Source organism: Snodgrassella sp. B3882 (assembly GCF_026535915.1).
In the GTDB taxonomy this organism is placed as follows: Bacteria; Pseudomonadota; Gammaproteobacteria; order Burkholderiales; family Neisseriaceae; genus Snodgrassella.
In genome coordinates, this window is sequence record NZ_JAFNPF010000001.1 from 35,105 (window position 1) to 50,317 (window position 15,213).

12 protein-coding genes are annotated in these 15,213 nt (G+C 39.4%); 8 read left to right on the plus strand and 4 right to left on the minus strand.

Features of this window, described 5'->3' with window-relative positions; translation table 11 throughout:
- Positions 1-442: 442 nt before the first annotated feature.
- Positions 443-1,066, minus strand: a complete 624-nt coding sequence (locus J3U68_RS00155) for a hypothetical protein (protein WP_267373169.1) — start codon at positions 1,064-1,066, stop codon at positions 443-445.
- A 636-nt stretch (positions 1,067-1,702) separates the two neighbouring features.
- Entirely contained in the window at positions 1,703-2,290 is a 588-nt protein-coding gene (locus tag J3U68_RS00160; RefSeq protein ID WP_267373171.1) for a hypothetical protein, read from the minus strand.
- 701 nt (positions 2,291-2,991) lie between these two features.
- On the opposite strand from J3U68_RS00160, the gene J3U68_RS00165 reads away from it, so the two are divergent.
- The 7 genes from J3U68_RS00165 (at position 2,992) to J3U68_RS00195 (ending at position 11,291) form a co-directional block, all read left to right on the plus strand.
- Positions 2,992-4,392, plus strand: coding sequence for an OmpP1/FadL family transporter (locus J3U68_RS00165; RefSeq protein WP_267373173.1), 1,401 nt, complete (start codon positions 2,992-2,994; stop codon positions 4,390-4,392).
- 237 nt (positions 4,393-4,629) lie between these two features.
- On the plus strand, positions 4,630-5,520 hold the full coding sequence (locus J3U68_RS00170; protein ID WP_267373175.1) for an SDR family oxidoreductase: 891 nt from the start codon (positions 4,630-4,632) through the stop codon (positions 5,518-5,520).
- Positions 5,521-6,070: 550 nt separating this feature from the next.
- Entirely contained in the window at positions 6,071-6,352 is a 282-nt protein-coding gene (locus tag J3U68_RS00175; protein WP_267373177.1) for a hypothetical protein, read from the plus strand.
- A 654-nt stretch (positions 6,353-7,006) separates the two neighbouring features.
- On the plus strand, positions 7,007-7,471 hold the full coding sequence (bfr, locus tag J3U68_RS00180; protein ID WP_267373179.1) for a bacterioferritin: 465 nt from the start codon (positions 7,007-7,009) through the stop codon (positions 7,469-7,471).
- A gap of 11 nt (positions 7,472-7,482) precedes the next feature.
- Positions 7,483-7,965, plus strand: a complete 483-nt coding sequence (gene bfr, locus J3U68_RS00185) for a bacterioferritin (protein WP_267373181.1) — start codon at positions 7,483-7,485, stop codon at positions 7,963-7,965.
- Positions 7,966-8,977: 1,012 nt separating this feature from the next.
- A complete protein-coding gene (locus tag J3U68_RS00190; protein WP_267373183.1) occupies positions 8,978-9,955 on the plus strand; it encodes an L-lactate dehydrogenase in 978 nt (325 codons plus the stop codon).
- A 157-nt stretch (positions 9,956-10,112) separates the two neighbouring features.
- Positions 10,113-11,291 carry an acyltransferase family protein gene (locus J3U68_RS00195; RefSeq protein ID WP_267373185.1) on the plus strand — a complete coding sequence of 393 codons (1,179 nt, stop codon included), beginning with the start codon at positions 10,113-10,115 and terminating at the stop codon, positions 11,289-11,291.
- A 456-nt stretch (positions 11,292-11,747) separates the two neighbouring features.
- On the opposite strand, the gene dtd is transcribed toward J3U68_RS00195, so the two are convergent.
- Both dtd and J3U68_RS00205 read right to left on the minus strand, forming a co-directional pair.
- Entirely contained in the window at positions 11,748-12,182 is a 435-nt protein-coding gene (dtd, locus tag J3U68_RS00200; RefSeq protein ID WP_267373186.1) for a D-aminoacyl-tRNA deacylase, read from the minus strand.
- 279 nt (positions 12,183-12,461) lie between these two features.
- Positions 12,462-13,784, minus strand: coding sequence for an MFS transporter (locus J3U68_RS00205; RefSeq protein WP_267373188.1), 1,323 nt, complete (start codon positions 13,782-13,784; stop codon positions 12,462-12,464).
- A gap of 449 nt (positions 13,785-14,233) precedes the next feature.
- On the opposite strand from J3U68_RS00205, the gene J3U68_RS00210 reads away from it, so the two are divergent.
- The gene (locus tag J3U68_RS00210; protein WP_267373190.1) at positions 14,234-15,196 is read left to right on the plus strand and encodes a glutathione S-transferase family protein; all 963 of its coding nucleotides are present in this window, start codon (positions 14,234-14,236) and stop codon (positions 15,194-15,196) included.
- Positions 15,197-15,213: the final 17 nt, after the last annotated feature.

The following is a 15,213-nucleotide window of genomic DNA, read 5'->3' on the forward strand; positions in this document are numbered from 1 at the left end:
TTGTTAACTTACTGTTGCTTAATAAGGGATTAGAAATGTGTGCTATCTCTTAGCTCTTATTTTTCAAATTTGATTCGCTTACTATGGCTTTATAAAGGATAAATACCTTGTCTCACATTCTGAAAATTTGAATTCATGCAATGCATTAATATAATTCTGTATAACATTGGCATCTTTTTTATCAAGTCCTTTGTGAATCCATCTGCAAAGAGGTATTACCCTCATCTTCTATTAATTTAACGGTTCCTTTATATTTAAATTAACCTCTTTCTAAAAAAAATAAATTCTTGATTAATTCAGTTTATCAAAAGTTTGTTACAAACGCTTTTATCAGATAATGAATCAATAGCTGCAATGTTGCGATGAGCACATCCTATTATTAAAAGTTCAATATGATTAAAATAGATTTCATTGCGTTTTAGTTTGATGATTCAATAATCAGTTATTTTCCCAACGAAATTTTTTCACCCGATTGTTTTGTTTGTAAACATTCTTCAGTAGTATATTGTTGTGGGCAGGCAAAGCAGTCTTTGGTATTTTCATTGGTAAAATTTAAATCATCAGGGATTTTTATGATGCCATTTATTGGTTTTATCTCTTGACTTAAGCAGATCAAATTCGCTCTTTCAGCACTATAGTCATCTTTTGCTCTTTCCATGGTAAAGACTATACTATCCCAACCAGTTTGTTGGAAAATTTCCAATTTATTATTTCTTTGTCGAATAAATAGTTGATAGGCGCTTACGCCTATTCTGTTTTGGATTTCGACAATGACATAATCCAATTTATTTATCAATGAGATTTCAAATTCTCTTTCATAGATATTTCGTTGATTTAAATAAACTTTGGATTGGAGAATTAACTTATGAGACAAAACATTGAACGTATCTAAAATATAAGTATTCTCGGAATCATCTTTTATGATGGGTGACATGGGTTTAGCCGTTTCATAAATATTCTTTTTTTCATTCAAGAAACTAACTTCCACATTATCTGTATTTAATTGTTTATTACTACAACTAGATAGTAATACAACAATAAAAAAGTAAATAATTTTATTTTTCATCTCTCTATCTTATCCATTAGAACATTGTTTATCCGATGTTATCTATTCTTTGATCCGTTTAGTATATTTTTTTCTTGCTACAATATGATTAAGTCCACCATTAATTGGTTTAGTAACAGATTCAACATCTGAATCTGTTATCCCTTTATCCATCGCAGTGAATGTTTGTTTTCCATCAATTGCTGGCAACTCGTCTGGGCTTTTAAATCCGCACAACGATTTATCCGCATTTGTACCCGACCTAACCTATGCGACTCTTGTGAAGAAACGACATGAACATGGTTCAGGCGATTATGTTCAATGATGGACAAATGGGTTGTTTTTTGTGATCAGCATAGCTTGAGGTAATATCTGAAAGCCGTTGGGCAATAGCAGCGCACTTTTTTAATTGCTGCATAGTGATCTGATTGTTTATATTGGATATTTGCAGCTAAATTTCTTTGCCTTTGATAGGCTAATCACGGCCCAACTAACGCCATCATGAGCAGCCAAAAGCAAATAAAGCGCAACATAACGATCAAATCAGTATGCCGAAATATTAGGTTAGAAAGAATAGATAAAATATTGCTCATTTTTTTGCTTAAAGTCGACGTCAGGCTGCAACCAACTCAACTTAGCAAAGCAATGATGAATTTATCAATGGGCGCTGTCGCTACCATGATGGCTAAGTTCGTTGGCTAAAATGGGCGTGGGCGGCTGTGGCTGGCGCCGGCGGGCAAATAATAACCAAACACATAATAAACCCGGATAAAGCAAAAGAATAGCGACAATCAAATAGCGAAGATTATTCCAATCTACCACCAATTTTCCATGCATTAAATCCCATAAAGCGCAAACCCATTGCCACCATGCTGGAAGACTAAATACCAGAATAATCATCATTGCCGCCACTCTCAGCGGAGAAAACGGCCAAGGTTTTTGTTCCATCACCGCACGATTTAATTGAAGCAAAACAAACAGAGCTACGCTGATGACCAACACCATTCCGCCGTTAGTGATGACTTGCAGCCAACTGAAGGCAATATCCGGCGCTACCGGTAAGCCACTAGTCGGTAAAGGAGCATGATCCAGATTGATACTGGCAATCAGATTCAAAACAAAACCATAGACCAAATCAAACCACAGAAAATATATAGGCCAAGTTCGTAATAGTCGGCGAAACATTTTTTCGAAAGATGACAATAACAATGTCTCAAGTGTAACCACTGCTATGATGTAGCGCAAATCAGAGTTTCAAACGGCATTAACACTAGCTGAACATCAAATATACTGAATACCAATAACATATGCCTGTAATGGAAGTTATTATCTAATTGCGATTGATTATTCATCATTTTTAGTCGGTAGCTAAAAAATGAATCAATACGTGGTTATTGGCAATCAAATTTACTAAATTACCTAAAAAGCATTAAAAAGAGCAAAGTCGAGCAAAAGAATGTGCTGATTTTAATTCATAAATATATTGAAATCGGATCCGATAAAGATTCTTTGGCCACATCATTAAAGTCAACACATATCTACCGCATAGCTAATGAGGTGAGCTAAAAACAGCACATTTTATTAATCATTATTTAAATTGAATTAATGTAATACTTTAAGCGCCAATGATGCCATTATTAAAGCAAAATATTTTTTAATAAACTGATTTAAATAAGGAAATTATGCTGCTTAATTGAAATGAGAAAATTTTGGATAAAAAAATAAGATTTCCTTATTTGGCACCTCAAATGCATAATTATGTTGTATTTCTATTTGTATAAATTCATTTATCTGAACAATTGTAAGAATAATAATACGCTGAACAGGTCTTTTTAAGTTAGAATAAAAGCTCGAATTTTACTATTTTCAGATTTATTAAATATATTTCTGATTGTCTCAGACCTGAATGGTCATTTTTTATTTTCTGAATATTGAGAATCAAGAGAATGGCAAAAACTTTAACAGCTATGATAAAGCTGTGTTTGATTGAATTGGGTGTTTGGGTGGTAACTGCTCCGGCGTATGCTTCTGGTTATCATCTAGGATTGCAATCGGTGACCGCTGTATCAACCGGTAATGCCGCGGCAGCTGAAGCGGCAGATCCTACCACCATTGTCCTAAATCCCGCCGGTCTGGCTTATCTTGAGGGGACGCAAATTAATGGAAACTTGTTTTTAATTAAACCTGACATCAATTACAACCATGCCCGTGGCACCTTTAGCGATGGCTCTGCCGTACAAGGACCGCAAAGTGGCAATATTTCCAATACTGTTCAGGCTGTGCCTCAGGCATATTTTTCCCACCGATTAAATGAAAAATGGGGAGTAGGGCTGGGTCTATATATTCCCTATGCTGCTAAAACCAACGACAGCAGTCATTCAGTGATGCGCTATAACGTGAATAAAACCAATGTCAAAGCCATCGACATCAATCCGACAGTGGCCTATAAATTAAATGAACATCATCGTTTCGGCGTTGGGTTAATCGCCCAATACCTGCATGCGGAAATTCAAAAATATGCAGACTTCACCCCTGTCGGAAGTTCAATTGCCGGTGTGCCGACCTCAATATTGCATCAGACTGCCCCGGGTGGGTTTGATGCTCGTGGAACGGTCAAAGGCAATGATTGGGGCTACGGCTTCAATGCCGGTTGGTTATGGGACATCAATCCGGATGTGCGCGTTGGTTTAAGCTACCGTTCTAAAATTAACCATCACTTGCGCGGTACAGCTCGCTGGCAACCGGTGGGTGCCTATGCCAAGAAATATGCCCCATTGTTTGATCAGTTTGGTTATAAGCCAATCGAAGCTGCTGGCGTACAGATAACCACACCAGAAGTGGTGTCATTACATGGTATGTGGACAGTGAATCCACAATGGAAGGTGTTTGGTAACGTGAGTTGGACACGTTCTTCCCGGTTACATGATCTGGATATTAAATTTGAAAATAATAAATCTATTGACCAGCATCATGGCATCACCTCCGATACCACCCATATTTTCACCAACTGGCGTGATACGCTAGCGGTAGGTGTGGGCGCGTCCTATCAGCAAAATTCGCAATTACAATGGCGTTTTGGGGTAAATTACGATCAATCTCCTGTGCGTAGCTCATCTACGCGCCTGTCTACGATACCGGATGGCAATCGCTGGTTATTTGGCGCAGGCATGAAATACGATGTGGATAAGCATCAGTCATGGGCTTTGTCTTACACCTATCTGCATATTCAAAGAACACATATGCGGCAACAGGATCAAGGCATGCATGTCTCCAGTAATGTATTGGGTGAAGCAAACTATCGTTCCTATGCGCATATATTCGGAGCTTCCTACAATTATAAATTTTAATGATTATTGTATTTGATTAATTTTTGTAACTTGTTTGCATATTATCGATCAATTCAGTTGCTTTTTATTATTAAATGTCATAATTTGTTTAATAATATCTAAGCCAATGAAATTAATAAACTTTAACCACTCATTTGTCATTAAATGAGGTGAATTTGCTTTGCTTGGAAAATTTTCTGTCGTATGATGATTTTGCTGTTTTAAAAATATAACACACTGTTAAGCAAGGAGATGTATATGAAACATCAAAGTTTAGAAAATCCAAGAACCAAATATTATCATGCAGATTTTTCCAAGCAACACCAACCTGCGCCAGGCTTGCAATGCAAAATGGATCCGGTGCCTGACTGTGGCGAAAAAAGCTATCAAGGACATGAACGTCTGCACGGACGAAAAATATTGGTGACCGGTGCGGATTCTGGTATTGGTCGTGCCGCCGCCATTGCCTATGCGCGTGAAGGAGCCGATGTTGCTTTAACTTATTTGCCAGAAGAAGAGGAAGATGCCAAACAGGTTGCCGAACTGGTTAAACAAGCTGGTCGCAAAGTGGTTTGTATTCCGGGTGATTTAAGCAGCGAACATTTCTGTAAACAACTCGTAGAAAAAGCGCACAAAGAACTTGGTGGTCTTGATGGCCTCACCTTGGTGGCCGGCAAACAAACTGCGGTAGAACGATTCTGCGATATTTCAACAGAGCAGCTAAGAAAAACATTTGAAATTAATGTGTTCTCTTTATTCTGGGTGATCCAAGCAGCAATGCCGCATTTACCTGAAGGCGCCACCATTGTGACCACTAGCTCCGTTCAAGCTTATGAACCCAGTCCTAATCTGGTCGATTATGCTTCTACCAAAGCGGCGATTGTGGCATTCACTCAAGCTTTGGCCAAACAACTGGCTGCCAAAGGTATTCGCGTCAATTCAGTTGCTCCGGGTCCAATCTGGACAGCTTTGGAAATCACTGGCGGTCAGCCACCAGAAGCAATTCCTAAATTTGGTCAGAGTGAATCTGTGTTAGGTCGTGCGGGACAACCGGCTGAATTGGCATCAACCTATGTATTCCTGATGTCTGAGGATTCCAGCTATGTCACTGCACAGGTATATGGCATAACAGGCGGTATCGTCCTGTAACGCACATAATCAATATTATCTGAGTCAAATCAAATTGCTGCTCGGCTAGTGGTATTTGTCACAGCATTTCAGTCAATTTGATCAACTGAATTCTATTTCATCCAGAATTCAGTTTTTTATTGTGTCTTCTAAACTCAAATCAACTATACCCATTTATCAGAGTTGATCCGGTGCTTAGAATAAGCCCAGTGTAATCAACAAAAGAACAAGGCTGCTAAGTATCGGTAACCTGATTTATTCAGTGCAGGCTTTTTTACGCTCTAGTGAGTAAAAGAATAAATTAAAAATAGGCTGGTCTTGATAAAAACATGCTCCATATGGCCATGCTAAGAAAGAAGCTGATACACAGAAAGAAAAAGTGCTTAAATAGTTGATAATTTTAGTATAAAATTGGGGAAGGTTAAGTGATAGGAACATCACTTTTAAAGCAAAGGTATGACAAGCATTGGAGTATAAGCTCATTTTAAATGCTTAACTTCTGGCTTCTGACTGAGAAAAATGGTCGCATAAGGATGACCACGACCCGAACATGAGTAATCAGCCAACTTATATGAATAAACTTCTCATTCCCACTACGATATTAATAGTACAAATATTGGGATTGATATTTTACCTTTGGATGAATAGAGAGGCTCCACCTGATGCTCCTGTTGGCGTTGTTCTCCTTCATTTTTATGCCCTATGTAATGTAATAGTCTTAATCGCATCGTATTTTGGCTATTTTACCCGAGCAAAAAAGAGCTGGTTATGGTTGTTACCTATCACCATTGCGCTGATTAATATTGTTATTGTGGTGGTGATGCAGATAATGATGGCTATAGGTAAACTATAAACCCAAAGATGAATCAAATATCTTCCTTACCTGACTAAAGTTCAATAGCATGCACACCCGTACGTCATCATGTCAGCGCAGTAGGATTCTGTCAGCAAATAACCATTGATAAAGTTAATAAACGTTAAAAAAGATTAATTCACGATAAATGAAAATCGGTTCAAGTCTATGATAACAAATACTAATTATCATTCCTATTGTAATAATTTGATTTTGTTTAGCTTTATATAATAAGGGCTAACTCAAAGCTAAATCAGGATGATAATTGTTTTTATTATAATTTAAACTATTGAATTAGAAGAATATTTTTATGGTAGTATAAATAAACTAAATTCAAGTTATGTTCTGAAAGATACAGAGAAAACATGGCACAAAATTTCAGTATCAATAAGCGGTTAACGCCGATGTATTGAACCATTTGGGGTATAAACGCTTGGCTCAGCAGGACAACTAGTTTAGAAATTCGATCGAAACAGTAACTGAATAGCCTGATTCGGTCGGCATACAATTTAAAAATAGCTTATTTTAATATTATCTGCTTTCAATATGCTCAAACAGAGACCAACGGGCAGATAATCGACCATTTCATTATTTGAGTATGGCACAAACAAGCTGAATAGGTAGTCTATTTCAGTTTTTAAAAAGGGAAAGATCATGGAAGGCAAAAAAGTTGTCATCGATTGTTTAAATAAACTGCTCGCCGGGGAACTGGCAGCGCGAGATCAGTATTTTGCCCATTCGCGCATGTTTGAAGATATGGGTTATATGAAGCTTTATCAGCACATTGACCACGAAATGCAGGAAGAAACAGAGCATGCGCATCAATTTATACATCGCATTCTGATGTTAAATGGTCGACCAATTGTTGTACCGGAAGCAATCAATGTGGGTACCGATGTAGTCAGCATGTTACAAAATGATTTAGATACCGAATTGGCGGTCAGAGAAAATATCAAACAAGCGATTAAATTGTGTGAACAAGAACAAGATTATGTCACCCGCCAATTTCTGGTGACACAATTACAGGATACGGAAGAAGATCATGCCCATTGGTTGGAACAGCAATTGCACCAAATTGAGGTTATGGGTTTGGAAAATTATTTGCAAAGCCAATTGTGAAAGGATAGACCATGCAGGGAGATCGTCTGGCCTTACAGGCTTTAAATAAAAATCTGGGTCTGTTACTGGTTTCAATCAATCAGTACTTTTTACATGCTCGTATTCTGAAAAATTGGGGATTCGGTAAACTGGGCGCAGTCATGTATAAACAATCTATTCGTGACATGAAAACGGCTGATGATTTGATCGAACGCATTTTATTGCTAGAAGGCTTACCCAACTTACAAGAATACGGCAAAATTTTGGTTGGTGAAAATATTGTAGAAATTCTGCAGTGTGATCAGCAAGCCGAGCAAGCCAAACATCTAGCCTTAACTGATGCCATTGCTGTGTGTGAGGCACAACTGGATTTCGTGTCTCGTGATTTACTGGAAAAACAAAAACACATCAATGAAGAGTATCTGGACTGGCTTGGTACACAGCTGGATCTGATTGAAGAAATTGGATTAGCCAATTATGCTCAGACTGCTCAAGCTGAACATCAATCTGCCTGATCATAAACAGCCTGAATACCGCTATCCATGGATAGATAAGCTGAGACAGTTTTAGGCAGCAAAATGGCTATCTACACTGTCTCAGCAAGCCATCAGTATAAAGCTTTGCTCCTTAAAACAAGGCGATATTGTTGGAACTAAAATCTGTTCAAACTATGGCTCATCATCCATTCCGCTACAGGCAAGTATGCCTCGATTAATGATCTCAAACCAAACAGCACAAGAGCGGTTTTGTCGTCAATAGTGACTCATCATGCGCCAATCAGAAAATACCTAATATAGCTGAATTGAGTAATAATGATGATCCGTGCTTGAAGCTGATCACTGCCTCAATGATTGAGCATCAAGCCAATGGTGCTTAAATGAGGTATTAAATTCACTCCGCGTGAAATTTCAAAACTTTCTCAAACTAATCACCATCATTTTTTTATCAATATCCTTTGATTAATATCGCGATGATGGGTCACTCATTAATCCATAATTGGTCTAACATGCAAACAGTATCTAGCTATGCGGGTTTAATACTGGCAGCACAGCAAGAGGTGAAGCAAGCGATTTATCGGAAATGGGCATTGATCCATGGCTAATAAAAAAGTGCAAATCGGGAGAAATAGATGTGTATGCAGTGGTGGGATGAAGTGAAGATCGTTAGGAAAACCATAACAGCATAAACGTTATTAATGAATATGCCAAAAAAATGTTGATATTGCAGAAATAAATCGAAATTGGATGGGCTGATTCAATGCAGAAATAAATCTCGATGCTCCCTCAGGCTGATTCTACTTAATGGGCTAGGCCAGTTAGTCAATCATTCACAGGTGCATTTTGTGCTTCATCAACGCAGAATCTTTAAAATGGAATTTCTATGCCGATAAAGTGTTTATTAATGATAAAGATAAATTAAATATTGTAAATTAAGAAGTTGAATTTAAATAATTTAATTTGTTTTGGTACAATTTTTAGCATAAATTAGATTAGATTTCTTCTACAAAGCTAAGAAATGAGGTTGATGATGTCACAGTCTACGAATACTAAAAACCATCATAAAATTGTACTGATTGGTACCGGTGCTGTCGGTGCAACTTTTGCTTACGCCAGTACTCTGCTGGGGGTAGGTCAGGAACTGGTGATTGTTGATGTGGCCAGAGATCGGGCAGAGGGCAACGCATTGGATTTAACTGACGCGCTGCGCTTTACTGATCCGAAAAAAATTTATGCAGGTGATTATAAGGATGCGGCAGATGCGGATATTGTGGTGCTGACGGCCGGAGCAGCGCAAAAGCCTGGAGAAAGTCGGATTGATTTGATTAGTCGCAATTTGCAAATTACCAAAAGCATTGTGACTCAAGTGATGGAATCTGGTTTTAATGGTATTTTTCTGCTCGCCTCTAATCCGGTAGATATTTTGACCTATTTAACATGGAAATTGTCTGGATTTCCGGTTGAGCGGGTGATTGGTTCCGGCACGTCTCTAGACTCATCCCGACTGTGCAAACAGGTAGCGGCGCTACTCGATGTCAGTCCGAATAGCGTGAATGGCTACATGCTGGGCGAGCATGGTGATTCTGGTTTTGCTGGCTGGTCGCATCTGAGTGTGGGCGGGAAAACCATGGATGAATGGATGAAAACCAATAGTGCCATTACTCAGGAAAAACTAGACAATATTCAGAATGATGTGGTTAATGCTGCTTATGAAATTATTCGTTTGAAGGGGGCCACTTATTACGGTATTGGTACGGCACTGGCCCGCTTATGTAAGGCCTTACTCAATGATGAAGGTGTGGTGTTGCCTGTTTCAGCGTATCTTAATGGTCAGTATGGCATTAAGGATATTTTTATCGGTACCCCTGCCGTTTTGGATCGTCAAGGCATCCGACAGGTGATTGAAATCCCTTTAAATGCCCGTGAACAGGCATTGATGGCGGCTTCGGCTGAAAAACTGCATGAAATTATGCGTACTTCGTTCCCTTCCATTGGCATGAAATTTTAAATACCTTGCGCTATACACCAACCCTACAAATAGTCGATATTTGTGGGGTTGAATTTTGTGAATAACTCATTTAACAGAAAAATAATTTAAATTTTGTCAAAAAAATTAATTATAGTTTACAATACAAAGAGTTATTATACAAAATGAATGTTTACACATGTTAGTTCAACATAAATTAATGTTATGGGTGTTGGCGCTGCTCTGTTTAATTTGGGTCCTATTCAGAACCAGACTGTTTCAATTTTTAGATCATAAAAGCAATGCCAAATTTAGAGATGAACATTTGGATGGTTTACGCTGTTTTTTGGCTTTATTAGTGGTATTTTCTCACTATCCATATAGCTACGCTTATTTTCAAGGCAAAGTGTGGTCGTGGGAATCGATAGCAGAATATCCGGTCTTCATTAAAATGGGGTCTTTTGGGGTTGCGCTTTTCTTTATGATTTCCGGATATCTTTTTGCAAGTGTGCAGCCAAAATCATGGCTACTGTTTTATCAAAAGCGTTTTTATCGCATTGCACCAATATTTTTATTATCATCGATATGTTGTATTGTTATTGCGTTTTATTTACAAAGAAACCATATTCAGACTTTGGATATTCAATCCACATTAAATCAAATTTATTTATGGTTTGATCTGGGGATTATTGGTCAAAAACCCACTTTATTTGGCTTCCCTGATTCTTACTTGATTAATGCTGGGGTGACATGGACATTATTCTGGGAGTGGGCATTTTATTTCTCTTTACCGGTTCTTTTTCTGATTCGCGATAAGATAGGTATTATTAAGCTTGCTCTGGCTATTTTATTCATCTGCATCTATTTTGTTTCGCTTCATCGCGGTTTCTGGTCTGTGTTAATTTCATTTTTTACTATTGGCGCTGTAGCCAAAGAGTTAGCCCCAAAAATTGTTATTTCCAAAAAGGGATGTGATTTAGGTATTGTGCTGGCCATTTTATTTATGTTTGCCGCTGCCGACGATATCTACAATATGGTTTATTTGCCGGTCATGGCGATATTATTTATCTTGATTGCCATGGGTGGAGATATTTTTGGTTTATTACGCGCAAAAGCATTTGTGCGTTTAGGCGCTGCCAGTTACAGCATTTATTTGCTCCATGGAATTGCCTGGTTTGGCTTAAATAAATATATCCAACTTCAACAATTAACCTTATCCCGTACCCAATACACTGTATGCAGCACGGCCGTTTTGTTGCTTTTGTTACTTGTTTGTTGCTTAACTTATTATTATATTGAAAAACCTTGTATGGCTTGGGGACGTCGTCCATCCAAATGGATTAAAGCGCTAAGGCAAGATGCTGCATGCCGGCGCTGAAATGTAAACCATAGTATCAACGCGGTATTATTTACATAGATGATTAGGCGGTATTTTAGACTAGAGGTTCAATGATTGTTTCATGCAAACATCCGCTATAGAGGGTACTGTAGACTGATTTTATCTGACGGTGCTTTCAAATAGTTAAACACGGCCGCCACCGAAATATTTAGGGTGTAAGCCAGCATAAAGTGATCTTAAGCAGCATGATTATGCCATGTCATTATTGGCGCCATCGTGACTGATTACCTGCATCTGCTGACCCATATGCCATTCAACGGTATGGAGCAATGTTAATCAACCTACACGATGGGTTGAGCAGAAAAGAGTCTTATTTTAATTTTAATACGTACAACATACCGCAATTAATCGGTACTAGGTTTGTTGTGTCGGACAAAAAAAGTGAGATTAATGTGGTTTTATTATGCTAATGCAATATTTATTGCTGCTTAATAATTAAGCTTGCAACCAGAAAGTAACTGGTCCATCGTTGATTAATGCCACTTGCATTTCCGCAGCGAATTGACCGGTCTCAGTATGGATCTGTTGCCGGCATTGATCTACAAAAAATTCATATAGTCTGTTGGCTTCTTCTGGTTTAGCGCCTTTACTGAAGCTTGGGCGAGTACCTTTGTTGGTATCGGCGGCTAAAGTAAATTGAGATACCACCAGCACCTCACCTTGTGCTTGCTGTACATTCAAATTCATTTTTCCAGCATGGTCACTGAATATTCGATAGTTAAGGACTTTGTCGCACAAACGTTTGGCTGACTGTTCATCATCACTTTGTTCTACTCCAAGTAAAATGAGCAGTCCATGATTAATCTGTCCGATAATTTGTTCGTCTACGGTAACGCTGGCTTGTTTAACGCGTTGGATCAAAGCGATCATCAATGTTTCCCCATATGCAATGGATGATAAACGGTATTCGTGGTCAGTAACGGTGTATTTAGGATGAACCAATTACTGATTGTTTATTTTATCATGTTTGGTTTTTTAAACCTTGGTGCGGATTAATCGGCTAATCACTGAATATGAGTCATTGATGCCAGATAATCTGCCATGCATGCTGCATCACATGCATGGCAGACATATTTTCATTTGCTATCTGAACCGATGTTGCTCATGTTTTAAACAACATTGCAGTAGCAGCAGTATAAACAACTGTGCTTATTCTTCGGTTTTATCGGTGTGCTGCGGGCCAACTTCTGCCTCATGTTGGGCGTGCTGAATATGCTGTTCTGCACGGTGGACGTCAAAAGGTTTATCGGTTTCTTCATTGTTGCGCGGATCCAGTTCTGCGGTCATGGGACCTACATTGCCGGATACGGGAACATAGATGCTGCGTTCGGTGATCGGCACCGAAGGCTGCATAAACGCATAAACCGCCAGAATGGTGGCAATAATGGCATAAACGCTGTAAAAGCCGTAATGATTAAACAGTTGCATCAATAAGCCCATGATTAGTGGTGCCACCAGTGAGCCAAGACCATACACAAATAACAGACAGCGGTTAACTTCTACAGTATTCATATTGGTTGGTAAAACATCATTGGCGCGCGCCAATCCAAGTGCATACAGTGGGAACCCGCTGCAGCCGATAGCCAGTGCAATCACACATTGTGCCCAAATATTATCCGGCAGGACGATGAGTAAAATCATGCCGGTGACAGCGGCAATTGCTGCTACGGTGGCGCAGCCGAAGATAGTACGGGCTCGACCAAAGGTATTAGATAGCCAAGCTATAAATAGCTGGATGGTGAAGCCACCTATCATGGCAGAACCTAAAAATAGCGATACTTTAGGCAGGCTATACCCCAGACGCAGCATAAATACTGAGCCCATGGTAAAGAAACCGTTGATGAAGATACCGGCCATAAAGCAGGACATCCATGCCAGTGGCAGGATGGATAAGACATGGGGGAGGCTGATGCGTTCGCGGCTGGGAATATCCGGTTGCTGCATTTTGGTCAATCCAACCGGTAATGTAGCGGTGATGACCAAAATGGCGGCCAGAGTAAAGATGTTGTTACTGGACATGTTCAAGCTGAGCAACAGCACGCTGGTGGCAGAAGACGCGTAATAGATGACTTCATAGATAGCCAAAATTTTGGCACGGGTTTGTGGCACACTGCGCGCGGTGAACCAGCTTTCTACTACCATCAGTAAGCTGTAATGACAGAAACCCAGCACAGCACGTAATATTCCCCACATCCATAATTGTTCGACCATGAGGTGCGCTAAGGCAGCCATGGCAAAGAGTGAGCCAAATACACTGAAGCTGCGAATATGCCCGACGCGGGAAATAATGCGGTGAGAAACGATGGCGGATACGGTACCGCCAATAAAGAAAGCAGCATTCAAAATCCCGATGGTGATATTATTGACGCCCATCTGGGTAAGCTTGACCCCGGCGGAATTTAGAAACAGACCATAGCCAGAAAACAAGAAAAAAATCGAACCGTATAAAGATAAAAATTGGCGGGTGTGCATATTAAAAAAGTTGAGCAAATAACCGAATGGCTAAGCCTGACATAAAAGAGGTAATAATGTAAAGAATGAAAAGCAGTGCAGAGGTAAATCATTGTGTAAAATAACATTATTTATTGATGATCTTGTGCAAATCATGCTTATGGTTTAAAGCACCCCTCGCGCTGCATCATCTGATTTGCATGATAGTTGTTACCTGAGTTTGTCTTTATTTTGTCTATGGTCTGTCTAAAATCTGTCTTTGCGTTTTCTCTGCATTGCAACTTTTGCTCAGCAAAACCTTCATCTATATTTTCTTCTGCATAAGCTATTGAAACACCAAAACATTATATAAGTGGCAATTATATCAATATGTTTTTTTGGTATTTAATGAACCAAATAATTAGTGATAGATTGAGCTAAGAAAAGTTTAGTTTCATTAATTAATAAGTCTAATAAGAAGGAATGAAGGTATGTCTATAGGCAAAATTGTCACGTCTGAGGACGTTAAAGAAATTGGGGAAGATGGAAAATTTAACCGGCAGCAGAATCATTTTACGACACCATTTGGTAATGACGCTGGCATGTTACCTGTAGAAGCAGGACGATATCGATTGTTGTGGTCAGCGGTGTGCCCATGGGCGCATCGTTCGGTGATTGCCATTAAATTGCTGGGGCTGGAGGAGGTGATCAGTATTGGTCAAGCCAGTCCGGTGCGAACGGCCAATGGTTGGGAATTTTCCTTGGATCCGAATGGGGTTGATCCGGTATTAGGTATCCGCTATCTGCCAGAAATTTATGCCCGCTCCGATCCAGAGTATAGCGGACGCGCTACGGTGCCGGCTGTGGTGGATATTAAGCAGGGTAAGGTGGTGAATAATGATTATTTCAATCTGACTTATTACTGGGAAACGGTGTTTAAACCATTGCATAAACCCCAAGCTCCAGATTTATTTCCAGAGCATTTACGCGAGGATATTCGGCAATTTAATCAGGTTTTGTTTGATGAGCTGAATAATGGGGTTTATAAAGCGGGCTTTGCGCAATCACAGCAGGCATATGAAGATGCTTATCATCTGGTATTTAACCGGCTCGACCAGCTCGAAGAGCGGTTAAGTCGTTCGCGTTATCTGTTTGGTGATCAGCTAACTGATGCGGATATCCGCTTGTATGTCACTTTGGCACGGTTTGATGTTGCCTACTATTCGGTTTTTAAAACCAATCGCAACCGGCTAACCGATTTTCCTAATTTATGGGCATATGCTCGTGAGCTCTATCAGATGCCGGCCTTTGCGGAAAGTACTGATTTTCAGGCGATTAAACAGGGTTATTGGTTAGGCAGTCATGGCAATAATCCTTATGACATTCTGCCTTTAGGTCCTGATGTCAGTATCTGGCAGACTGCCCATCAACGCGATAAGCAGTTTCAGTTATGAGGCGGTCACAGCAAGGT